Origin of the sequence: Phenylobacterium sp. (assembly GCF_036402295.1) — a bacterium.
Lineage (GTDB): Bacteria > Pseudomonadota > Alphaproteobacteria > Caulobacterales > Caulobacteraceae > Phenylobacterium.
Window position 1 is genome coordinate 1 of record NZ_DASWTE010000066.1, and the last position, 22,444, is coordinate 22,444.

Consider the following 22,444-nt stretch of genomic DNA (forward strand, 5'->3'; position numbering starts at 1 on the left):
CGCAGCGGGGCGGCGTGATAGAGCGGCGCGGGCGACAGGTAGACCGGCGTCTCGGGGAAGCCGAACAGCATCTGCGCGATGCCGCCCATGCCGGGAACCTCGTCTATCGCCAGGCCGGTGAGCGGCGGCTTGATCCCCTTCGGCCGCCCGGTGGTGCCCGACGAATAGAGCATGTCCGAGCCGGCGGTCTGGTCGGCGATCGGCGTGGTGGGGAAGGCGGCCAGCGCCTCTTCCCAGCTCGCATAGGGCGCCCGCGCCGGGGCCGTCATGTAGAGCTTCACCGACTTCGGCAGCACGCCCGGCAGCTCATCGGCCACCGCGCCCACGCCCGGGGAGACGATCAGCACCTGGGCGCCGCAGTCCCCCACGATGTAGTCCACCTCGCCGGCGGTCAGCTTCGAGGAGATGCAGGTGTAGTAGAGCCCGCACCGCTGCGCCGCCCAGGCGATCTCGAAGTAGCGCGGGTGGTTGTCCATGAAGATCGCGATCACGTCGCCCACCTTCAGCCCCAGCGACCGGAAGAGATGCGCCCCCTGGTTCGACCGCTCGTCCAGCTGCTTGTAGGTCACCGTCTCCCCGGTCGCGGCCATGATGTAGGCGGCGCGGTCCGGATGTGTCTTGGCGTGGGTCGCCGGATGCATGCGTTCACTCCCGCGGGCGGTCTCGGGCCGCCCTGTCACCGCGGAGTGGCGGACATTGACGTCGGGTGCGTCAAGCGGGGCGGGCGCCCGCCGTTCGGGCGAAATGACGTGGGCTTGCCCTGACTTTCGTCAAGCGTGACGCGTCCGTCACTTTGTGACGCGCCGTCCTCGCAGCGCGGCGAGTCGCAGACCAAGGTCATGGAACCGACCCTTCAGGAGGTTCCATGGTCGCCCTGCTGCTTGCCGCACTCTTCCAGAGCGCCGCGCCCGTCGCCGCCGCCACGACGCCCGCTGCGCCGCCCGCCAAGGTCGCGAAGCTCGCCTGCCGAAAGGAGACGGTGGTCGGCAGCACGATCAAGAAGAAGGTCTGCCCCCGGAAGGTCGAGGCGGCCGCCCAGGGCGATACCGCCGAGGCGGCGCAAATGGCTCAGGCCAAGTAACAGCCAGCCTGCCATTGCACTTGGCGGCGATGAACTCTTCACTGCCGCCGCTGCAGTGCGAGGCCTTCCATGACCGTCATCGACTTCGAGTGCGACACGCCCACGAAGGAGGCGGTCGAGGACACGGTCCGGCTGATCAAGTCCGGACGCGGGTTCGACAAGGAGGGCTACGCCCAGCTGATGGCGCCCGGGTGGGCGGCGCAGATCGGCATGAGCCTGGCGGAGTTCAACGAGGCGAAGGCGACCATCGGCCTGACGGGGCTGGCCCTGAAGCTCTGCGACGTCGACATGGCCCGCGCCATGAGCCACGCCGACGTCATCGCCATGCTGGACGGGGCGGGCGTCAGCCACGCCTGCATCGGCAACGCCGGTCGCCGCGCATCGAACGAGGACGTGGCGAAGTTCGCCGCCGAGTATCCCGACCGCCTGATCCCCTGGTTCCGCATCTGGGGCGACGAGGGCGAGGCGGGCGTCGCCAAGCTGGAGCACGGGGTGCGCGAGCTGGGTTGCCGGGGTTTCGAGGTCTCGAGCTACCGCGAGGAGCGCTACATCAACGACCCGGCCTACTTCCCCTTCCTGGCCAAGTGCGTCGAGCTCGACATTCCGGTGCGGATCACCGCCGGCGTCCACCTGCTGTCGGACCGGCCGTACGACTACGCCCACCCGAAGTATCTCGACGAGCTGGCGATCCGCTTCCCGACCCTGAAGATCGTCGCGGGCCTGGGCGGCTGGCCGTGGATCGGCGACCTGGTGGCGATCGCGATGCGCCACCCGAACCTCTACATCGACATCGCCTGCCGGCGCGTGAAGCAGTTGCTCGCGCCTGGCGCCGGCTACGAGCCGCTGATCTACTACGGAACCCGCATGCTGCAGGACAAGATGATCTTCGGCAGCGGCTGGGGCACCAGCATGATCCCGCTCGCCCAACTGGTCCGCGAGACCGACGACCTGCCGCTCACCGACACGGTCCGGGCCAAGTGGATGGGCGGCAATGCGGCGCGGGTGCTGGGGATCGGGTAGGGGCGCCCGCGGGGAGGGCTCCTGCCATCCGACTGTCCCAGCGCCCGCAACGACGTGGAAGCCGGTCTTGCCCCGCGCGGGTCAGGGTCTAGTCTTCCGTCAGGGTAGTGGATGAAGGCTATGAGCGACGCTGTCGGCCCTGGCGATCTGGTTCTATGCGTCAACGCCGCCCCAAACCATGCCACGGGAAGGCCGGTGCCCCTCCAGGCTGGAGAGACCTACCGTGTCATCGCGGTCATGGAATTTGCCTGCCCCTGCGGACGTTCCGATGCCTTGCTCGATGTGGGCGTTGACTTCGCGTGGTGCCAGACGCGCTTCCGCCTCCTGCCAAAGCCCAAGGCCCAGACCAGGACGCGCCGCGTTTCGGCTCCCAAGGAGAAGGAAACGATTCGCTGAACGGGCCGGCGATGGCTTCGGCCTTGTGCCGACCTGCTGAAAATCGGACCTACGGATGCAGACGGGACATGAGCTCGCCCTCGATCCGATCCGCCGTATCCGCCGCGCTGAGACCGGTGGTGTTCAGGTCGAGAACCCAATCGTGATTGATCGGGAATGGGCCAAGGGAAGCGAGCGAATGAGCCTTTCCGGCGTCTCTGGTCTTGAACCTTTGGCCACGCTCCTCGCTGGAAATCCGTTCGCGAAGTTGCTCTTCGCCGCACGCGAGACGGACCACGAGCAGGCTTGCCCGCCTCCGCTCGGCGACCCAGAGAAGCTGTCCAGCTATGACCCAGTCGATAGGATGGCCGCCCGGGTCCGAGACCGCATGCGTAAAGACATAGTTGCGCCCAGCGGGTCCGAAGAGCGCGACCGTCTCCAGCACCGCTGACAGGACGTCATTCGTCCTGTCCCATACGCCCGCCGGAAGGGCAGTCCCATCAGGTTCGACCACCTCAAGGATCGGGTTGCTCCAGAAGTGGTTGTCCAGAAGCTTTGCCGAGAGACGTTCTGCGATGAGCTTGCCTACCGTGTACTTGCCGACACCTGGGGGCCCTACGAGGTAGACGATCACGTTCTTCATTGCGCGCCCCCGGTGCTCACCCCTGGGTGGGGACATTAGGGCGGGCGCCGGCTTCGGCAATGGGGTCGGAAGCCGACGCGCAAGGCAGCGCGCCACCCCCTTGACCTCCCATCCGTCAACCGCGCCGAACTGGCTCCAACCCTGACCCAAGGAAGAGCCAATGCCCACGTTCGAGACGCTGCTGTATTCGGTGGAGGACGGGATCGCGACGATCACGCTGAACCGGCCCGAAAAGCTGAACGCGTTCAACACCCGCATGATGCAGGACATGATCGCCGCGTTCGACGAGACCGACCGCGACGACAATGTGCGTGTGGTGATCGTCACCGGGGCCGGGCGCGCCTTCTGCGCCGGGGCCGACCTGTCGGCGGGAGCCGAGACCTTCAACTATGAGACCCGCGGCGGCCAGGATCGCGAGGCGCGCACGGTCGACGGCGTCCAGCGCGACGGCGGCGGGCTGCTGACGCTGCGCATCTTCGACAGCCTGAAGCCGGTGATCTCGGCCTGCAACGGCCCGGCCGTCGGCGTGGGCGTCACCATGCAGCTCGCCATGGACATCCGGCTGGCGTCCGACACCGCCCGCTACGGCTTCGTCTTCGCCCGCCGGGGCCTGAACCCCGAGGCCTGCTCGTCGTGGTTCCTGCCGCACCTGGTGGGCGTCCAGACGGCGCTGGAGTGGTGCTACACCGGCCGCATCTTCCCCGCCTCCGAGGCGCACGAGCGCGGCCTGGTCCGCTCGGTGCACGCGCCCGACGACCTCTTGCCCGCCGCCAAGGCCATCGCCCGCGAGATCGCCGACAACACCGCGCCCGTCTCGGTCGCCATCACCCGCCAGCTCATCTGGCGCATGGCCGGCGCGCGCCACCCCATGGAGGCCCACCAGGCCGACAGCCGCGGCATCCAGGCCCGCGGCAAGGCTGGCGACGCGCGCGAGGGCGTGACGTCGTTCCTCGAGAAGCGCCCGCCGAACTATCCGGACAAGGTGTCGAAGGACTTGCCCGATATCTGGGACCACTGGACGCCGCCGGCGTTCAGCTAACGGGCTCTTCCAAATAACACCGTTGACGGCGCCCCACCGCGGGCGCCGTTTTCGTTTGCGGCCCGGCGCACCCTGTTGCAGCGCACACCGGACTATCAGGTAGAGGCGCGCCGCTACTCTGGTTCCGGCAACGAACGGTTGTTTATGGCGGTCTCGACTTCTCTTCCCGCAATAGGCGAAACGCGTTGCTCTATTTCTCTGTTGTGTGCTTCGAACGATCCCGATAATGACGGCGCACTGATCTTGTGAATCACTCGTCGCCTAGGTCGGCGCGGAACCTTTGGAACCAAGAGAAATGGACGAGAAGTCGGAAGTCATCGAGATGACCGCGGACATTGTTTCCGCTTACGTCGGTAACAACACCGTGGCCGCCGCCGACCTGCCCGGCCTGATCCAGAGCGTCCACCGCGCCCTGGCCGGCGTCTCGGCCGGCGTCGAGACTGTGGAAGCCGCGCCGAAGGAGCCGGCCGTTCCGATCCGCCGCTCGATCACGCCCGACTACCTCGTGTGCCTGGAAGACGGCCGCAAGTTCAAGTCGCTGAAGCGCCACCTGCGCACCAAGTACAACATGAGCCCCGAGGAATACCGCTCGAAGTGGGGCCTTCCGAAGGACTACCCGATGGTCGCGCCGAACTACGCCAAGGCGCGCTCCGACCTCGCCAAGCAGATGGGCCTCGGCCAAGGCGGCCGCCAGGCCCCCCGCAAGAAGCGCTAGGCTCTACGCACAATCCGATCGCAGAACGCCCGCCGGTCCTCCGGCGGGCGTTTTGCTTTGGCGCGCAGCGCCGATTTTGAACCGCGGAAAACGCGGAAGAACGGAAGGGGTCAGTGTAGGCTCGGCGCCTTCCGCGTCCTTCCGCGTTTTCCGCGGTTCTGAATCGCCGCCTGCGGCGCAGGGGCTTGTCGATTTACCGCCTCGTTAACCATTTTCGCCTTGCCGCCGATTCGCGGATCAGGCGACATATGATTCGTCATGAATCCAAGCCGTTACGCAGGTCTCTGAAGATGGCCGCGCAGATCGCGCCTGCGGGCGCCGCGATCCGGGCGCACGAGGAGCTGTTCGCCTACTGGAGCTCGCTCCGGGCGGACACTTCGGTGCCGCCGCGCCGCCGCCTGGACCCGGGCGACATCAAGCGGCTGCTGCCCACGGTCAGCCTGATAGAGGTGCTGCCCGACGCCGACTACCGCATGCGGCTGGCCGGCACCGGCCTCTACAACGTCTACGGCCGCGAGATCACCGGCTGCCGGCTGGGCGAGGTCTACAACTCCGCCGCCGCCGACTATTGGCGGGGCGAGCTGGGGCAGATCGTGAAGAGCCGCAAGCCGGGCGCCGGCGTCCACAACCTCGCCTGGAAGGGCGCCTCGCATCTTTCCCTCATCTGGATCCGCCTGCCGCTCGTCACCCGGGGCGACGAGGTGGACATGATCCTGGGCTACGACGCCGTCGTCGGCCTGGGCCCTGTCCAGAGCGGCATCCGCCCCGCGCCGTCGATGGTGGCGTAGGGCGTACATGCGCCGCCGGGCGTTCCCGGCCGGTATCCTCTCGAGCTTCGCCGCCCCCGCGTTCGCCGCTCCCGCAAACGCGACCGAAGACGCCGCCATCCGCCAGGTGATCGCCGACATGGAAGTCGCCTGGAACCGCGGCGACTTTCGGGGCTACATGGAGGGCTTCCTGACGGCTGGCAGGGCACGCTCGACCACTACATCCGCGACTACGGCGGCGCCCCCGAGAAGCGGGGCCGCCTGCGCTTGTACGACATCAAGGTCGAGATGCTGGCCCCCGACGCCGCCCAGCTCAGCCGCCACGAGCTGATCCGCCCCGAGCAGCCGCAGTACGGCGTCAACACCCGCCTCATGCGCAAGGTCCGCGGCCGCCCGACGTTCGCCGAATGCCAATCGTCGGAAGAGGTGGGCTTCAGGCCGCCTGGGCCATCTCGGCGTCGCGGCGGATGCGGGCGACCATGGAGGCCAGGCCGTTGGAGCGCTGCGAGGAGAGGGCGCCGGTGAGCCCCAGGCCCTCGAAGGCCGCCTTGGCGTCGAAGTCCAGGATTTCGGCGGGGGCGCGGCCGGAGAAGAGCCTGAGCAGGATGGCGATCAGCCCGCGCACGATGTGGGCGTCGGAATCGCCGCGGAACTTCAGCGCCCCGTCGACCTGCGGCTCGGTGACCAGCCACACCTGGCTCGCGCAGCCGCGTACCTTGTAGGGGTCGCTGCGCTCGGCGTCGGTGAGCGGCGCCAGCTCCCGCCCCAGATCGATCACGTAGCGGTAGCGCTCCTCCCAGTCGCCCAGGACGTCGAACTCGTCGCGGAGCTCTGAAAGCGCGTCGGAAATAGCCATGGCGTCCGGGAGTTAAGGAGCCCGCGGCCCCCTTGCAACCGTCATCGGGCCGCAGGAAGGCGCGCCGTCGCGGTCAGGCCCTGACCCGGCGCGGACGTGAGCTTCAGCCGCCCGCCCATGGCCAGGCAGGTGAGGTCGGCGATGGGCAGGCCCAGACCCGCGCCCTCGGCCTTGCGGGTGAGCGCGTTCTCGCCCTGCTCGAAGGGGGCCATCAGTCGCGCGAGCTCGTCGGGATCGACCCCTTCGCCGTGGTCCTGGATGACGATGTCGACGAAGCCGTTGTGCGGCTGGGCGCTGACCGTCACCTCGCCGCCCTCGGGCGAGAAGACGACGGCGTTGTGGATCAGCTCTCTCAGCACCGAGCGCAGGCCGCGCCCGTCGGCGGTGACCGCCGGCAGCTCGCCGCGGCCGCAGACGGCCACCTCCACCCCGCGCGCCGCCAGGTCCGGCTGGAGGGCCAGGAGCACGTCGTCCAGCGCCGCCTCCAGCGACTCGGGCGCAGCGTCGAACTCGATGGTGTTGCCCTCGAGGCGGGCGATCTCCAGCACCTGATTCACAAGTTTCAGGAGCTTCTGGCCGCTGGCGTGGATGATCGCGGCATATTCCTTGTACTGAGGCTGGCCCAACGGCCCGTACAGTTCCGCCGTGAGAATCTCGGAGAACCCGAGGATCGAGTTCAGGGGGGTGCGCAGCTCATGGCTGACCATGCGCAGAAACGAGCGACGGCGCTCGTCCAGCGCCGCCTCGATCCGGGCGCGGGCGCGGGTCTCCGCGCCGGAAGTCAGATCGGCCTCAGCCATGGAACGGCGATACGCCCGACGGGTTGGGGCCTGCAAGGTGGCGCATGCCGCTTACGAAAGTCTTTCGTGGCGGGGTGTCGCAGGGGGCGTGCTCGCGCGAATCCCTCGGTGAAGCTAGAGTTCCGCTTCGAACCTGACCGGAGGTCCTAGGGTTTGGCCGCGGCCCGATCGACATCGTCGAAGGCGCGCCGCCGCAACGAGGCGGCGGGAGGCTTGCTGTGGCACGCCGGCTGGGCGGTCGCCATCGCCGCGACGGGCGCAGGCCTGGCCGCTCGGGGGCTGTTGCCCGTGGGGCCCGAACTGATGGCGCTGGCCGCCGGCGGAGCCGCCGCGGGCCTGGGCGCGATCCTGTCCCTGTTCGGCGGACCCGGCCGCGCCGGCGCGGTGCTGGCCTGGGGCCTGGCCGGCGCCGTCGCCTGCCACCTGACGGGCGGGACGGCCGGCCCGCTCGCCGCCTGGTGCCTGGCGCCGGCCGCCGCCGCCACCGCCTTCCGCAGCCGCGAGCTGCTGGCCCTGGGGGCCGCTACGGCGCTGGCCGCCGCCGCGGTGTCGACCCTGGACGCGGTGCTGCTCGACCTGCCGCAGGCTTCGGCCGCCGCCGCGCCCTGGCTCAGCCTGATGGCGCTCTCCACCGTGACCCTGGGCTTCGCCGCCGGCCTCGTGGGGTACCAGGGCGCCAGCCAGCGCGACGCGCGCCGGCGCGAGCGCGCCGACCAGATCCTGGAGATGATCGAGGGCCAGCCGCTGCTCCTGGCGTCCCTTGACCGCAGCGGACGCGTGCTCTCGGCCGCCGGCGCCCCGATCGGCGACTACGGCGCGCGCCAGCTGGAGGGCCGCAGCCTCGGCCACCTCGTCGCCGAGAGCGAGCTGCCGGCGCTGGCCGCCGCCCTGCACACCGCCGGTCACGAGGGCCGCGCCAGCCTCTACGCCGAACCCGCGGCCGGCGGCGAAGGCTGGCTGGAGATCACACTGCGCGCCACCCTGTCGGGCCGCATCATCGCCGCCGTCCGTGACGCGCGCGAGCAGTTTGCCCGCGAGAAGCGCCTGGAGGCCGAGCGCTTCACGGCCGAACAGCAGAACGCCGGCAAGTCGCGCTTCCTCGCCAACATGAGCCACGAGCTGCGCACGCCGCTCAACGCGATCATGGGCTTCTCCGACATCATGCGGCAGCGGCTGTTCGGGCCCCTGGGCGACCGCTACGCCGAGTACGCCGAGCTGATCCACGAGAGCGGCACGCACCTGCTCGAGCTGATCAACGACGTGCTCGACATGTCGAAGATCGAGGCCGAGCGCTTCGAACTGGCGATCGAGACCTTCGACGCCCGCGACGCGGTCTCGGCCGTGCTGCGGCTGATGCGCGGCCAGGCGGACCGCTCGGGCGTCCACCTGCGCGGCGTGCTGCCGATCGCCGCGCTCTACGCCGACGCCGACCGCCGCGCGGTCAAGCAGATCGCCATGAACCTGATCTCCAACGCGCTGAAGTTCACGCCGCGCAACGGCTCGGTGACGGTGACCGTGCAGGGCCACGGCGACACGCTCGAGCTGGTGGTGGCCGACACGGGCGTCGGCATCGCCCAGGACGACCTCGACCGCCTGGGCCGCCCGTTCGAGCAGGCCGGCGACGCCGAGCAGCGCGCCGCGGGCTCGGGCCTGGGCCTCTCCCTGGTCCGCGCCTTCGCCCGCCTGCACGGCGGCGACATGACCGTGGAAAGCGCCATGGGCGAAGGCACCACCGTGACGGTGCGCCTGCCGGTGCTCACGGATGGCGCGGCCGCGGCGCCGACGCCGCTCCGGCGTCAGGGGTAAGCGCCGCAGGCGTAGTCGATTCAACCGCGGAAGAACGCGGAAAGGACGGCGGCGGGATCGCCTTCCGCGCTCTTCCGCATTTTCCGCGGTTCTCTTCTTGAAGCGCCTTCGGCGCGTCTACCGCGACGCGACCTGCAGGAAGGCCCGGCCGGCGGCGAAGTCGCCCACTTCCACATAGGCCGTGCGGACCTTGTCGCCGGCGAACAGGAACTCGACCGCCACGGCCTCTCGCGGGTCCAGGGCGGCCAGCGCCTGGGCGGCGGCGGCAGGGAAGCGGAACGCCCAGCCGCGGGAGGCGCCCTTGGGCAGGAGTTCGTCTTCGGCCGGCGCGCGCGCCTCGGCCATGTAGGCCTTGGTCGCCCCCGGCGGCGGGAGCTTCTTGTTCAGCTGCGAGGTCTTGGCGCGGGGGTCGAGGTAGGGACCGATCGTGCGGACCTCATCGCGCAGCACCAGCCGGGCGGCGTAGGGAGCCTGTTTGCTGTCGAGGTCGGCCACGGCGACCAGCGCGCTGGCCCCATCGCGGCCCACGAGCCCAAAGGTGACGCGGTTCTTGCCCATCTTGGCGTCCTGCGCGAGGCGCCAGCGTGCGGTGCGGCCGGCGCCGCGGTCGGCCCGCCACGCCGAGGCGTCGCCGGGATAGGTCAGGCGCGTGATGCGCTCGTAGGCGGAGAAGGCGTCTCTCACCCGCGCCGCGACGGTGGTGACGTCGGCGCTGCGGCACTTGGCGCGGCTGGCCTTGGCGCGTGCTTCGCGGTCGATGGCCGTCAGCGCCCGGCGGTCGAGGCCCGCGCGCAACGACGCGCCACGCGCCTGGGCCGCCGACGCGGCGAGCGCGGCGGACACTTCGGGCGTGAACAGCCCGCAGCGTTCGCCCAAGGCGCTCATCACCGTCCGCTCGTAGAACAGGTCCTGCGGCAGTGCGCTCGCAGCGCTGGGCGCGGCGAGCAACGCCAGCCCCAGCAACCCCATCCATCGATGCCTCGGCGTCGCGCTTCTGCGCGTCGTCGTCATGCGTCCACCATCTTGCGCGGCCTTGCATGGCCGTCTGGGAGACCGACGTTTACCCGATGAGGTGTTGAGCCGAGGTTGACGGGGCGGGTCGCGGCCGCAATGTCCGGGGTTGCATGCTGCTCTCCACGGACATCTGGGTCGGCGCCCTCATCCGCCGCGTCGAGATCGGCGGCGGCTTCGCCGTGGTGGCGCGCAAGGGCGATCCGCGGGCCGGCGCCGTGCTGGTCAAGGTGCTGAACCGCACGGACGGCACCGCGCGCCTGCTCTCGGAAGCCACCCGCGGCGACGGCGAGCGGGTCTGGATGGAGCCCGCCGCCTCTCGCGAGGAGCCCGACCTCGACCGCTACATCGAGCGCGCCGTCCGCATCGACCCCGACGTCTGGGTGGTCGAGATCGAGGACCGCGAAGGCCGCCACTTCCTCGTGGAGCCCGTCGAAAAGGGCTGACGTGGCGTCGGGCTGGCCAGCCGCCCGACCGTCACCTAAACAGGTGTTTGAAAAAGCTCGGGAGGTCTACATGGCTCGCATGCGGTTCGGCGCGTTCCTGGCCCCGCACCACCCCATCGGCGAGCACCCGATGCTCCAGATGCGCAACGACATCAAGTTCGCCGCGCTCCTGGACAGCCTGGGCTACGACGAGTTCTGGGTCGGCGAGCACCACTCCACGGGTTGGGAGATGATCGCCTCGCCCGAGATGTTCCTGGCCGGCGTCGCCCAGCATACCCACCGCATAGGCCTCGGCACCGGCGTCGTCTCGCTGCCTTACCACCACCCGTTCAACGTGGCGCAGCGGATGGTCCAGCTCGACCACATGAGCGGCGGCCGCGTGATCTTCGGCACGGGCCCCGGCGCGCTGCCCTCCGACGCCTACATGCTGGGCATCGACCCCATGACGCAGCGCGACCGCCAGGACGAGGCGATCGGCGTGCTGAAACGCCTGTTCGCCGGCGAGCGCGTCACCCACGAAAGCGACTGGTTCACCCTGAAGGACGCCCGCCTGCAGCTCTTCCCGCTGCAGGAGGAGCTGCCGATGGTCACGGCCTCCTCGATCAGCCCGTCGGGCATGACCCTGGCCGGCAAGTACGGCATCGGCGTGCTGTCGATCGGCTCGAATTCCGACGCCGGCCTGGCGGCGCTGCCTACCCAGTGGGGCTTCGCGGAGGAAGCGGCGAAGAAGCACGGCAAGACGGTCGACCGGAAGGACTGGCGGGTGCTGATGACCTGGCACATCGCCGAGACCCGTGAGCAGGCCATCGCCGAGTCGGCCAAGGGCCTGATGCACTGGCACAACGAGTACACGGTGGGCACGTTGATGCGGCCCGGCGCCGAGGCCTTCAGGAGCCCCGAGGAGGCTGTGGAACAGACCGCGTTCTCGCCCGGCTCGGCGGCGGTGATCGGCACGCCGGACGACCTCGTGGCCGCGATCCGCAAGCTCAGCGCCTCGGCTGGCGGGTTCGGGACCGTGCTGGGCTTCGTCCACGACTGGGCCAACCGCGAGAACACCAACCGCAGCTGGGAGCTGGTGGCCCGCTACGTGATCCCCGAGGTCCAGGGCCTGCTGGAGGGCTACCGCACCTCGCGGCAGTACGTGGTCGAGCACCGCGACTCCTTCGAGCGCGCCGGCCAGGCGGTGCTGGCCAAGATCATGTCGCATGAGGGGGCCGCCAAGGCGCTGCAGGAAGGCATGCAGGGGGGCGTCGCCATGCGCTCGCCGAACGCGCCCGACCTGAACAAGGCGGCGGAAGCCGCAAAGGCTCGCGACAAGTAGCGGGAACGCTCTCCCGCCGCCGACCGCTTTGGCGGGCATGTCGCCCAAGGATGCGTCGTTCCGGGACCTGCCTGTGCCGCTCGACCTCGCCCCTATGGAGGCGAAGCTGGTCGACACGGTCCCGGCGGACCCCGGCTGGCGGTTCGAGCCCAAGTGGGACGGGTTCCGCTGCCTGGCCTACCGCGTTGGCGACGAAGTGCGGCTGAAGGCCAAGTCCGGCAAGCCGCTCGACCGCTTCTTCCCGGACGTGGTCGAGGCGCTCAGGGCCCTACCGGTCCACCGCTTCGTGGTGGACGGCGAGCTCACCATCGACGTCGACGGCGCGCCCTCGTTCGAGGCGCTGCAGATGCGCCTGCATCCCGCCGAAAGCCGGGTGCGCAGGCTCGCCGCCGAGCATCCCGCGGGCCTGATGCTGTTCGACTGCCTGATGGATGCCGAGGGTCGCCCGCTGCTCGGCGCGCCGCTCCGCGAGCGCCGCAAGGCCCTGGAGGCCTTGGCGAAGCGCTTCGGCAAGGCGCCCGTCATCCGTCTCTCGCCGGGCACGACCGACCGCGCCAAGGCGTGCGCGTGGCTCGAGGACCTCGGCGCCCACCTCGACGGCGTGGTCGCCAAGCGGCTGGACGGCCCCTACGTCCCGGGCGAGCGGGCGATGCTCAAGATCAAGACGATCCGCACCGCCGAATGCGTGGTAGGCGGCTTCCGCTATGCCGAGGGGACGAAGGTGGCAGGCTCGCTGCTGCTCGGCCTCTACGACGCCGCCGGCCTGCTGCATCACGTGGGGTTCACGTCCACGATCAAGCACGCAGACCGCCCGGCGCTGACCGAGAAGCTGGTCAAGCTGAAGGGCGAGGGCTTCACCGGCGACGCGCCGGGCGGCCCCAGCCGCTGGAGCACCGAACGCACCGCCGAATGGGTCCCGCTCAAGCCCGAACTGGTGGTGGAGGTCGCCTACGATCAGGTCACCGGCGGCCGCTTCCGGCACGGGACTCGGCTCGTCCGCTGGCGACCCGACAAGGCGCCCCGCCAGTGCACCATGGAGCAGATCCGGCGCTGAAGCTCGACCGCAGCATGGCGGCAATGCGGCGTGGTCAAGCCGCGGAAAGGCCTCACGAATCGCCGAGGCCTGGGCATCGGGGCGAAACGTCGGCGGACGCCCCATCCCACGAGACGCGGACGGAGGCGGCCAAGCATGGACGGCGAGACGCTATCGCTTCCCACGATCCGGGTCCGGGGGCGCAGCTTCATGGCCATGGTGCTGACGCCGGAGTTCCCGTTCGCCGACTGGTTCGCCGCGCTGGACCGTCAGCTCGCCGGCTCGCCCGGCTTCTTCAACGAGCGGCCCGTGGTGGCCGACCTGGCCGGCGTCGCCGAGGTGGTGGGGCCGGAGTCCCTGCCGATCGTGCTGGACGGTCTGGTCGCCCGCGGCCTGCGTGTCGTGGGCGTCGAGGGCGTGCCCGCCGCCCGGCTCGCCAACACCCGCTGGCGCGAGGTCCCCACCAGCCTGCACGGCCGCGACCTGCCGCTCGAGGGCCGCGCCATCCGCCCCGCCGCCCAGCCCGCGCCGTCGCTGCTGGTCGACCGCCCGGTGCGCTCGGGCCAGTCGGTGGTGTTCGACGAGGGCGACATCGTCGTCGTCGGCTCCGTGGCTTCGGGCGCCGAGGTGATCGCCGGCGGCAATGTGCACGTCTACGGCCCCCTGCGCGGCCGCGCGCTGGCGGGGCTGAAGCTCGCCGACGCCCGCATCTTCTGCCGCCGCCTCGAGGCCGAAATGGTCGGCGTCGGCACGCTCTACCGCACGGCCGAAAACTGGGGCCCCGACCTGCACGGCCGCGCCGTCCAGGTGCGCTGCGACCGCGGCGCGCTCCGGCTCGAAGCCTTCGACTGATCTCCGGGAGGAGCCCTGCATGTCCAACGTCGTCGTCGTCACCTCCGGCAAGGGCGGGGTCGGTAAGACCACCACCTCCGCCTCCCTGGGCGCCTCGCTGGCCCGCGCCGGCCACAAGACCGTCGTGATCGACTTCGACGTCGGCCTGCGCAACCTCGACCTCGTCATGGGCGCCGAGCGCCGCGTGGTTTTCGACCTGGTCAACGTGGTGCAGGGCGACGCCAAGCTCCCGCAGGCCCTGATCCGCGACAAGCGGCTGGAGAACCTGGCCCTGCTGCCGGCGTCCCAGACCCGCGACAAGGATGCGCTCACCGAAGAGGGCGTCGGCAAGGTGATCGATGAGCTGCGGGAGAGCTTCGACTGGATCATCTGCGACAGCCCCGCCGGCATCGAGAAGGGCGCCACGCTGGCCATGCGCTACGCCGACACCGCGGTGGTGGTCACCAACCCCGAGGTCTCCTCGGTGCGCGATTCCGACCGCATCATCGGCATGCTGGACTCCAAGACCCGTCGCGCCGAGGCCGGCGACCGGATCGAGAAGCAGCTCCTGCTCACCCGCTTCGACGCCGCCCGCGCGGCCCGCGGCGAGATGATGAGTGTCGACGACGTGTTGGAGATCCTGGCGATCCCGCTGCTGGGGATCGTGCAGGAGAGCCCCGACGTGCTCACCGCGTCGAACCTCGGCTGCCCGATCACGCTGCACAATCCGACCTCTGCCGCCGCCCGCGCCTACGACGACGCGGCCCGGCGGCTGATGGGCGAGACGATCGCCATGCGTACGCCGAGGGCCGAGAAGCCGGGGCTCATGGCCCGCCTGTTCGGCAGGAAGGCCGCCGCATGAGCCTCCTCGACCTCTTCACCCGCCGCCGTTCGGCGCCCGTGGCCCGGGAGCGGCTCCAGGTCCTCCTGGCGCACGAGCGCGCGCTCACGGGCGGCGCGGACCTGGCCGCCGTTCTCAAGCAGGAGATCCTCGAGGTCATCGCCCGTCACATCCCCATCGACCGCGACCGGGTGATGGTGAAGCTGGACCGCGGCCACCAGGTCTCGACCCTCGAGATCGACGTCGAGATGCCCGACACGGCGCTCGCGGAAGCGACGATTGCGCCTGCGCCTGCCCGCCGACGGCGCACAGCCCGGGCCGCATCGCCTCAGACCTGACGCGGCGCGAAGCGCTTGATGACGAGGTAGGCGATCGCCGCCAGGGTCGGCGCCAGGAAGCCCGTCAGCGTGGTCACCGGCTCCTCCGAGACCAGCGCCGCCAGCACGGCGACGTTGATGGCGATGCCCGCCAGCGGTGGCAGCGGGAACAGCGGCATCCGGTAGGGCCGCGGCAGGTCGGGCTCCTTGCGCCGCAAGCCGAGCGCGGAGACGTCCACCGAGATATTGACCAGGATCGCGATCGTCGCGCCGACGGCCATCAGCGGCACGTAGGCGCCGCTCGAGGCCAGCGCCGCCCCGATCCCGGCGCTCACCAGCAAGGCGGTGGTCGGCGTGCCGGACGGTCCGACCCGGGCGAGGAACCGGGGCAGGATGCCGCTGCGGGCCATGCCGAACGCGATCCGCGGCGTCTGCATCACGGTCAGGTTGGCGATCGCAGCGACCGAGAGCACGGCAAAGGCCGTGGTCGCCGCAGCGCCGCCGGGTCCCAGCACGGTTGCGACGGCGTCGGCGACAGGCAGCTTGCTGGCGGCGATCTGATCGGGCGTGAGCGCGTGCAGCAGGCCGGCGTTCACCAGCAGGTACAGCCCCGTCACCACGGCGATCCCGGTGAAGGTCGCGCGCGCCAGGTTCTTCTCGGGCCGATGGACCTCCTCGCAGAAGTACGCGCAGGTGTTCCAACCCGAATAGGTGTTCAGGATGGCGCGCATCGCGATGGCGAGGGCCGCCAGGGTGACCGCCGGATGGTCGACGATGACGGGCGGGGCCGCCGCCGTCACACCGGGCGCCGCGAAGCAGAGTCCGACGAGCGCCAGCAGGCCCACGGCCTTCAGGGCGCTGCCGATGCTCTGGGTCAGTCCGCTCGTATGGGTGCCCAGCCAGTTGATCAGGCAGCAGACGGCGATCGCGGTGACGGCCAGGGCGCCGGTCGGAAGTGTGGCCAGGAACCCGAGGCGCTGGCCGTACTCCGCCAGCACGACCGAAATGAAGGCCATGGCGACGATCAGGTTCAGCCAGTCGCTCCACCCGACCACGGCGCCGGCGGTGCGCCCGAAAGCCCGCTCGGCGAACACATAGGGGCCGCCGGCGCGAGGCACGGACGCGCCCAGCTCGACCAGGGCGAAGGCGTCGATCATCGTGAACACGCCGACGAGGGCCCAGGCGGAGAGAATCCAGACCGGATCGTGCAGGGCGCCCGCGACGATGCCCGGGGTCCGCAGTATCCCCTGGCCCACGACTCCGCCGACCACCACGGCGACGCCGAAGCCGAGGCCCAGCACCCGCAAGAGCTCGCCGCGCGTTGGGCGCGGCCGCGCCAGGACACTCGCCTCGACCGCCATCGCCTGCCCCCCGATGCCTCCATGCAGAGAACATCGTTACGCGTGCGCCGCTAGACACCGGGGGTTGACCGACGCCGGGTTTCTCGACAGGCGGCAATCAGCCTGGGCCCCGTTTGAGTTCCATAGATTTTCCCGTTCCCGGGCATAGGGCATATCATTTTGTATAGCTCCCTCCGGAGGCCTAGCGTTGGGCCAACGGTCGCCATCACCGCGACCGACGGAGGAACGAGATGGACGACGCAGCCCCCCGCAGTCCGCTTTCTGACTCAGCCCGCGGACCGGCCGCGCTCAGGACGCTCCTGGGCCGCACCAACCGCGACTGGTGGCCCAACCAGCTGTCGCTGGACATCCTTCACCAGCACGGCGCCCACGGCGACCCGATGGGCGACACCTACGACTACGCCGAGGCGTTCAAGACGCTCGACTACGCGGCGGTGAAGCGTGACCTCACCGCGCTGATGACCGACAGCCAGCCCTGGTGGCCGGCCGACTACGGCCACTACGGCCCGTTCTTCATCCGCATGGCCTGGCACAGCGCCGGCACCTACCGCATCGGCGACGGCCGCGGCGGCTCGTCATCGGGCGGCCAGCGCTTCGCGCCGCTCAACAGCTGGCCGGACAACGCCAACCTGGACAAGGCGCGCCGCCTGCTCTGGCCGATAAAGCAGAAGTACGGCTCCAAGCTCTCCTGGGCCGACCTGATGATCCTGGCCGGCAACGTCGCCATCGAGTCCATGGGCGGCCCAACGTTCGGCTTCGGCGGCGGTCGCGCCGACATCTGGGAGCCCGCCAGGGACATCTACTGGGGCACCGAGGAGAAGTGGGTGAACCAGGGCAGTCCGACCCGCATCGACGAGGAGGCCGGCCGCGCGCTCGAGAACCCGCTGGCGGCCATCCAGATGGGCCTGATCTACGTCAATCCGGAAGGCCCGGGCGGCAATCCCGATCCGCTGAAGTCGGCGCGCGACATCCGCGAGACGTTCTCGCGCATGGCCATGAACGACGAGGAGACGCTCGCGCTCACGGCCGGCGGCCACACCTTCGGTAAGTGCCACGGCGCGGGCGACGCCTCGAAGATCGGCGCCGAGCCCGAGGGCGCCGACATCGCCCAGCAGGGCCTCGGCTGGCATAGCGGGCACGAGAGCGGGATGGCCGACCACACCATCACCAGCGGCATCGAGGGCTCCTGGACGCCCACGCCGATCAAGTGGTCGATGAACTACTTCCGCATGCTGCTGGAGTACGAGTACGAGCTGGTGAAGAGCCCCGCCGGCGCCTGGCAGTGGCAGCCGATCAACCAGAAGCCGGAAGACATGGCGCCGGGCGCGCACAGCCCCGACCGCCGCGTGCCGACGCTGATGACCACGGCCGACATGGCCTTCAAGATGGACCCGAAGTATCGCGAGATCGCCGAGCGGTTCTACAAGAACCCCGACCAGTTCGCCGACTCCTTCGCCCGCGCCTGGTTCAAGCTGACTCACCGCGACATGGGCCCCAAGGTCCGCTACCTCGGCCCCGAGGTGCCGGACGAGGACCTGATCTGGCAGGACCCGATCCCGGCCGTCGACCACCCGCTGGTCGACGCCGCCGACATCAAGGCGCTGAAGGAGAAGGTGCTCGCCTCCGGCCTCTCGATCTCCGACCTCGTCAAGACCGCCTGGGCTTCGGCCAGCACCTACCGCGGTTCCGACCGCCGGGGCGGCGCCAACGGCGCCCGCATCCGACTGGCCCCGCAGAAGGACTGGGAGGTCAACGAGCCCAAGGAGCTCGCCCGCGTGCTCAAGGTCCTGGAAGGGATCAAGGCCGACTTCGACGCCTCCGCCGGTGGCGGCAAGAAGATCAGCCTTGCGGACCTGATCGTGCTGGGCGGCGCGGCGGCGGTCGCCAAGGCGGCGAAGGACGCCGGCTTCGACGTGGGTGTCCCCTTCACGCCGGGCCGAGCCGACGCGACGGCCGAGCAGACCGACGCGGCCAGCTTCGAGGTGCTGAAGCCCCGCGCCGACGGCTTCCGCAACTACCTGGAGACCCGCTTCAGCGTCCCCACCGAGGAGCTGCTCGTCGACCGCGCCCAACTGCTCGGCCTCACGGCCCCGCAGATGACCGCGCTGCTGGGAGGCCTCCGCGTGCTGGGCGCCAACTATGGCGGCTCCAAGGACGGCGTCTTCACGGACCGTCCGGGCAAGCTCACCAACGATTTCTTCGTCAACCTGCTCGACATGGGCACGGCGTGGAAGCAGGTCGACGGCAGCGGCGACGAGACCTTCGTCGGCACGGATCGCAAGACCGACCAGCCGAGGTGGACGGCCACCCGGACCGACCTGGCCTTCGGCGCGAACGCGCAGCTGCGCGCGCTGAGCGAGGTCTACGCCTCGGCGGACGCGGGCGAGAAGTTCGTCCGCGACTTCGTGGCCGCCTGGACCCGGGTCATGAACGCCGACCGCTTCGACCTGCCGCGCGCCCGGCGGCATAGCGAAGCCGCCTAACGCCTGAACCGCCCTGCTTCGGCCCGCAATGCCGGGGCAGGGCGGACGCGGCCGCGACCTCGTCTCGCTTCCGCGCTCGCGGCGGGCGTGATAGGCGCCCCCGCCATGAGCACCTCTCCCGCCGCCGAGGCCGCACGCCGGCGCACCTTTGCCATCATCTCCCACCCTGACGCCGGCAAGACGACGCTCACCGAGAACCTGCTGCTGGCCGGCGGCGCGATCCGGGCGGCCGGCGCCGTGCGTGCGCGCGGCGAGAACCGCCGCACCCGGTCGGACTGGATGAAGATCGAGCGCGAGCGGGGCATATCCGTCTCGGCCTCGGTGATGACGTTCGACCACGACGGCCTGATGTTCAACCTCCTGGACACCCCGGGCCACGAGGACTTTTCGGAAGACACCTACCGCACGCTGACCGCCGCCGACGCCGCGGTCATGGTGCTGGACGCCGCCAAGGGCATCGAGCCGCAGACCCTGAAGCTGTTCGAGGTCTGCCGGATGCGCGACATCCCGATCGTCACCTTCATCAACAAGATGGACCGCGAGGCGCAGGACCCGTTCGAACTCTTGGACGAGGTCCACTCCAAGCTCGCGCTGGACCCGTCGCCGCTCTACTGGCCCGCCGGTTCGGGCGGCCGATTCAAGGGCATGCTCGACCTGCGCCGCGACCAGTTCCTGCCGTTCCAGAAGCGGGGCGGCGGCGGACCGGAAGAGGACGAGGGCCATCCGCCCGCGGTGCCGTTCAAAGGCAACGCCGTCGTCAGCTACCTGGACCCGGACGAGCAGGAGGAGCTCAGCGAGAACGCAGAGCTCGCCATGGGCGGCCTCAAGGCCTTCGACCCGCAGTCGTTCCTGGAAGGCCACATGACCCCGGTCTTCTTCGGCTCGGCGCTGCGCCACTTCGGCGTCGACCAGCTGCTGGAGGGCCTGGGCGCCTACGCGCCGCCGCCCAAGGTGGTGGCCGCGAAGAAGGGCGCCGAGGAGACGCACGTCGCGCCAGGCGACCGCGAGGTCACCGGCTTCGTGTTCAAGGTCCAGGCGAACATGGACCCCAACCACCGCGACCGGATCGCCTTCCTCAAGCTCTGTTCGGGCCGCTTCGTCCGCGGCATGAAGCTGAAGGTGCAGAACACCGGCAAGCAGCTTTCCGTGAACGCGCCGATGATGTTCTTCGCCTCGGACCGCGAGCTCGCCGAGGACGCCTACGCCGGCGACGTGATCGGCATCCCGAACCACGGCGTGCTCAGGGTGGGCGACAGCCTGTCCGAGAGCGGGACGCTGCGCTTCGCGGGCCTGCCCAACTTCGCCCCGGAAATCCTCCAGCGCGTCCGCGTGAAAGACCCGCTGAAGGCCAAGCACCTGAAGAAGGCGCTTGAGAGTTTGGCGGAGGAGGGCGTCACCCAGCTGTTCCGCCCGAGCCTCGGCGCCGACTTCATCGTGGGCGCCGTGGGGCAACTCCAGTTCGAGGTCATGGCCGACCGCCTGCGCGAGGAATACCAGCTGGACGTGATCTTCGAAGCCAGCCCGTTCGCCGAGGCCCGCTGGATCGTCGGCGAACGCGCCGACCTCGAGGACTTCATGGGCAAGCACCGCGGCGGCATGGGCGCCGACATCGACGAGCAGCCCGTCTTCCTCGCCAAGTCGGCCTGGGAGGTCGGCTACGTCTCCGAGCGCTTCCCGAAGGTCCGCTTCGAACGGTCGAAGGAACGGGCGTAAGGGCGTGGGCTGCGGCGAGCGCCATCCTTCTCGCTCCCGGTCTTTGGCCTGCGGTCAAAACCGGGATGACAAGTGTTGGAGGGGCATGGCGCGATGACCGTCCTCCTCTACGGGCTTCCCGCGCCCGGCCTCGTCGACGTTCCGGCGGGTGCGGTCCAGGTCTCGCCGTTGGTCCCGGGATCGGACGACCTCGCCGCGTGGCCTGAGGCAAGCGCCCACCGCGCGCTCGTGCTGGCCCCCGGCGGCACGCTGGAGCGCGACTACGTGCTCGCCCAGGCGCTCCGCGCGCTGAACCCTGGCGCGCAGCTCACCGCCTTCGCGCCCAAGGACAAGGGCGGCTCGCGCCTGAAGAAGGCGCTGGAGCGGTTCGGCTGTGCGGTCGCCGAGGACGCGCGTCGCCACCACCGCTTCTGCCACGTGCAGCGACCGGCCGAACCCACAGGCATCGCCGAGGCCATCGCCGCCGGCGCGCCGCGGGTCCTGCCCGCGCTCGGAGGCCTCTGGTCGCAGCCCGGCGTGTTCAGCTGGGACCGCGTCGACCCCGGTAGCGCCCAGCTCCTGGCCGCGCTCCCGCCGCTCGCCGGCCGCGGGGCCGACCTGGGCTGCGGCGTCGGCGTGCTGGCGACCCGGGTGCTGGCCTCGCCCGCCGTGACTGCGCTGACCTGCATCGACGTCGACCGCCGCGCGGTCGCCTGCGCCGAGCACAACCTCGACGACCCGCGCGTCACGGTCCGCTGGGCCGACGTGCGCCGCGTCGACGACAGCCTCGCCGACCTCGACTTCGTGGTCATGAACCCGCCCTTCCACGACGGCGGGGCCGAGGACCGGGACCTGGGCGTCGCCTTCGTCCGCACCGCCGCGCGGCTGCTCAAGAAGGGCGGCGTCTGCTGGCTGGTCGCCAACCGGCATCTGCCGTACGAGGCGGCGCTGAAGGAGGCCTTCGCCCGCGTGGACGTGAAGTCCGAGACCGGCGGCTACAAGGTCGTGGAGGCCCGCAAGTGACCAAGACGCCCCAAAAGGTCCCCATGGCCCGGCTCGACCGCCTGCTGGCCAACCTCGGCTATGGCTCCCGGCGCGAGATCGCCCAGCTCGTGGCCCACAAGCAGGTCGTCCTCGACGGCGTGGTGCTGAAGGACGCCGCCGCCAAGGTCCCGGTCGCGCCCGACCTGCCGGCCCGGATGACCGTCGTCGACAAGCCGGTCGACCCGCCCGCGCCGCTGACCATCCTGATGCACAAGCCGCTGGACGTGGTCTGCTCGCACAAGGAGCCCGGCCGCAGCGTCTACGAGCTCCTGCCCCGCCGCTGGCGCGCCCGCATGCCCGGGCTCTCGACCATCGGCCGCCTCGACAAGGACACCACCGGCCTTCTGCTGATCACCGACGACGGGCCATTCCTCCACCGGGTGATCTCGCCGAGGAGTCACGTCGCCAAGCGCTATCTCGCCACCCTCGACCGCCCCCTCGAAGGCCACGAGGCCCAGGCCTTCGCCTCCGGCGCCCTGATGCTCGACGGCGAGACGGACCCGCTGGCGGTGGCCCTGCTGGAGCCGATCGACGCCCACCGCGCGCATCTCACCATCACCGAGGGCCGCTACCACCAGGTCCGCCGCATGTTCGCCGCCGTGGGCAACCACGTGACCGCCCTGCATCGCGACCGGATCGGCGGCCTGTCCCTGCCCGACGACCTCGAGCCCGGCCAGTGGCGCATCCTCACGGCCGACGAGCAGGCCGCCATCTTCGCCTGACGATCCGCCCGAGCGCCCCGAGCTTGGCGACAGATCGCCCCGCGCTCGGACTCTGATCGGTTCACAACTCTGTCGGGCGCCGCCCTTGGAAGCTCTACTGCAGGCGGTTCGGCGTTCCGTGGGTGTGGGCGGCCCGACAACTGGCCTGCACCCCCGATCCCATAGCAGCGGTCCGCCCCCGGACCGCGGCGAGGGGCCGTGTGGCCGCTCGAACCTCCCCGAGCTCTCTCGTGCGGGCCT

Annotated in this window: 23 protein-coding genes; 16 read left to right on the forward strand and 7 right to left on the reverse strand. The window is 70.4% G+C overall.

Annotated elements, in window-relative coordinates; all coding sequences use genetic code 11:
* The coding region (locus VGD44_RS04295) for an AMP-binding protein (RefSeq protein ID WP_331084225.1) at positions 1 to 641 on the reverse strand (641 nt) is incomplete at its 3' end.
* A 224-nt stretch (positions 642 to 865) separates the two neighbouring features.
* Between VGD44_RS04295 and VGD44_RS04300 the strand changes: the two genes are divergently transcribed.
* Positions 866 to 1,081: a hypothetical protein gene (locus tag VGD44_RS04300; protein WP_331084227.1), complete on the forward strand. Its 216-nt coding sequence runs from the start codon at positions 866 to 868 to the stop codon at positions 1,079 to 1,081.
* 69 nt (positions 1,082 to 1,150) lie between these two features.
* Positions 1,151 to 2,101, forward strand: coding sequence for an amidohydrolase family protein (locus tag VGD44_RS04305; protein ID WP_331084229.1), 951 nt, complete (start codon positions 1,151 to 1,153; stop codon positions 2,099 to 2,101).
* A 445-nt stretch (positions 2,102 to 2,546) separates the two neighbouring features.
* Here VGD44_RS04305 and VGD44_RS04310 read toward each other — a convergent pair whose 3' ends face one another.
* Entirely contained in the window at positions 2,547 to 3,119 is a 573-nt protein-coding gene (locus tag VGD44_RS04310) for an AAA family ATPase (RefSeq protein WP_331084231.1), read from the reverse strand.
* 160 nt (positions 3,120 to 3,279) lie between these two features.
* On the opposite strand from VGD44_RS04310, the gene VGD44_RS04315 reads away from it, so the two are divergent.
* The 3 genes from VGD44_RS04315 (at position 3,280) to VGD44_RS04325 (ending at position 5,661) form a co-directional block, all read left to right on the forward strand.
* Positions 3,280 to 4,158: a crotonase/enoyl-CoA hydratase family protein gene (locus tag VGD44_RS04315; RefSeq protein ID WP_331084233.1), complete on the forward strand. Its 879-nt coding sequence runs from the start codon at positions 3,280 to 3,282 to the stop codon at positions 4,156 to 4,158.
* A gap of 295 nt (positions 4,159 to 4,453) precedes the next feature.
* Complete coding sequence (locus VGD44_RS04320; RefSeq protein ID WP_331084234.1) at positions 4,454 to 4,873, forward strand: MucR family transcriptional regulator; 420 nt, start codon at positions 4,454 to 4,456, stop codon at positions 4,871 to 4,873.
* 290 nt (positions 4,874 to 5,163) lie between these two features.
* Positions 5,164 to 5,661, forward strand: coding sequence for a PAS domain-containing protein (locus VGD44_RS04325; protein ID WP_331084237.1), 498 nt, complete (start codon positions 5,164 to 5,166; stop codon positions 5,659 to 5,661).
* A 209-nt stretch (positions 5,662 to 5,870) separates the two neighbouring features.
* Here VGD44_RS04325 and VGD44_RS04330 read toward each other — a convergent pair whose 3' ends face one another.
* From VGD44_RS04330 to VGD44_RS04340, 3 genes are read right to left on the reverse strand one after another with little or no spacing between them, the layout of a single operon-like run.
* Positions 5,871 to 6,014, reverse strand: a complete 144-nt coding sequence (locus VGD44_RS04330; RefSeq protein ID WP_331084239.1) for a hypothetical protein — start codon at positions 6,012 to 6,014, stop codon at positions 5,871 to 5,873.
* Positions 6,015 to 6,073: 59 nt separating this feature from the next.
* Positions 6,074 to 6,496 (reverse strand): SufE family protein, encoded by a 423-nt coding sequence (locus VGD44_RS04335; RefSeq protein WP_331084241.1) that lies wholly within the window; start codon positions 6,494 to 6,496, stop codon positions 6,074 to 6,076.
* Between the two features lie 41 nt (positions 6,497 to 6,537).
* Complete coding sequence (locus VGD44_RS04340) at positions 6,538 to 7,296, reverse strand: HAMP domain-containing sensor histidine kinase (RefSeq protein WP_331084243.1); 759 nt, start codon at positions 7,294 to 7,296, stop codon at positions 6,538 to 6,540.
* Positions 7,297 to 7,509: 213 nt separating this feature from the next.
* Between VGD44_RS04340 and VGD44_RS04345 the strand changes: the two genes are divergently transcribed.
* The gene (locus VGD44_RS04345) at positions 7,510 to 9,102 is read left to right on the forward strand and encodes a HAMP domain-containing sensor histidine kinase (RefSeq protein ID WP_331084245.1); all 1,593 of its coding nucleotides are present in this window, start codon (positions 7,510 to 7,512) and stop codon (positions 9,100 to 9,102) included.
* A gap of 117 nt (positions 9,103 to 9,219) precedes the next feature.
* On the opposite strand, the gene VGD44_RS04350 is transcribed toward VGD44_RS04345, so the two are convergent.
* Entirely contained in the window at positions 9,220 to 10,071 is an 852-nt protein-coding gene (locus VGD44_RS04350; protein ID WP_331084247.1) for a hypothetical protein, read from the reverse strand.
* A 155-nt stretch (positions 10,072 to 10,226) separates the two neighbouring features.
* On the opposite strand from VGD44_RS04350, the gene VGD44_RS04355 reads away from it, so the two are divergent.
* The 6 genes from VGD44_RS04355 to minE all read left to right on the forward strand — a co-directional run bounded on the left by VGD44_RS04355 (position 10,227) and on the right by minE (position 14,923).
* Positions 10,227 to 10,559: a DUF1491 family protein gene (locus tag VGD44_RS04355; protein ID WP_331084249.1), complete on the forward strand. Its 333-nt coding sequence runs from the start codon at positions 10,227 to 10,229 to the stop codon at positions 10,557 to 10,559.
* A 70-nt stretch (positions 10,560 to 10,629) separates the two neighbouring features.
* Positions 10,630 to 11,880, forward strand: coding sequence for an LLM class flavin-dependent oxidoreductase (locus VGD44_RS04360; protein WP_331084253.1), 1,251 nt, complete (start codon positions 10,630 to 10,632; stop codon positions 11,878 to 11,880).
* A 37-nt stretch (positions 11,881 to 11,917) separates the two neighbouring features.
* Positions 11,918 to 12,934: an ATP-dependent DNA ligase gene (locus tag VGD44_RS04365; protein ID WP_331084255.1), complete on the forward strand. Its 1,017-nt coding sequence runs from the start codon at positions 11,918 to 11,920 to the stop codon at positions 12,932 to 12,934.
* Positions 12,935 to 13,069: 135 nt separating this feature from the next.
* Positions 13,070 to 13,765, forward strand: coding sequence for a septum site-determining protein MinC (minC, locus tag VGD44_RS04370; RefSeq protein ID WP_331084257.1), 696 nt, complete (start codon positions 13,070 to 13,072; stop codon positions 13,763 to 13,765).
* Positions 13,766 to 13,784: 19 nt separating this feature from the next.
* Positions 13,785 to 14,606 carry a septum site-determining protein MinD gene (gene minD / locus VGD44_RS04375; RefSeq protein ID WP_331084259.1) on the forward strand — a complete coding sequence of 274 codons (822 nt, stop codon included), beginning with the start codon at positions 13,785 to 13,787 and terminating at the stop codon, positions 14,604 to 14,606.
* Complete coding sequence (minE, locus tag VGD44_RS04380) at positions 14,603 to 14,923, forward strand: cell division topological specificity factor MinE (RefSeq protein ID WP_331084261.1); 321 nt, start codon at positions 14,603 to 14,605, stop codon at positions 14,921 to 14,923. The genes minD and minE overlap by 4 nt, the downstream gene beginning before the upstream one ends.
* On the opposite strand, the gene VGD44_RS04385 is transcribed toward minE, so the two are convergent.
* Positions 14,914 to 16,263 (reverse strand): APC family permease, encoded by a 1,350-nt coding sequence (locus VGD44_RS04385; RefSeq protein WP_331084263.1) that lies wholly within the window; start codon positions 16,261 to 16,263, stop codon positions 14,914 to 14,916. The two genes, minE and VGD44_RS04385, sit on opposite strands and share 10 nt — an antisense overlap.
* Positions 16,264 to 16,493: 230 nt before the next feature.
* On the opposite strand from VGD44_RS04385, the gene katG reads away from it, so the two are divergent.
* The 4 genes from katG (at position 16,494) to VGD44_RS04405 (ending at position 22,204) form a co-directional block, all read left to right on the forward strand.
* The gene (gene katG, locus VGD44_RS04390; RefSeq protein WP_331084265.1) at positions 16,494 to 18,746 is read left to right on the forward strand and encodes a catalase/peroxidase HPI; all 2,253 of its coding nucleotides are present in this window, start codon (positions 16,494 to 16,496) and stop codon (positions 18,744 to 18,746) included.
* Between the two features lie 105 nt (positions 18,747 to 18,851).
* Positions 18,852 to 20,459 carry a peptide chain release factor 3 gene (locus VGD44_RS04395; protein ID WP_331084266.1) on the forward strand — a complete coding sequence of 536 codons (1,608 nt, stop codon included), beginning with the start codon at positions 18,852 to 18,854 and terminating at the stop codon, positions 20,457 to 20,459.
* 93 nt (positions 20,460 to 20,552) lie between these two features.
* Positions 20,553 to 21,461, forward strand: coding sequence for a class I SAM-dependent methyltransferase (locus VGD44_RS04400; RefSeq protein ID WP_331084268.1), 909 nt, complete (start codon positions 20,553 to 20,555; stop codon positions 21,459 to 21,461).
* Positions 21,462 to 21,484: 23 nt separating this feature from the next.
* Positions 21,485 to 22,204, forward strand: a complete 720-nt coding sequence (locus tag VGD44_RS04405; RefSeq protein ID WP_331084282.1) for a pseudouridine synthase — start codon at positions 21,485 to 21,487, stop codon at positions 22,202 to 22,204.
* Positions 22,205 to 22,444: the final 240 nt, after the last annotated feature.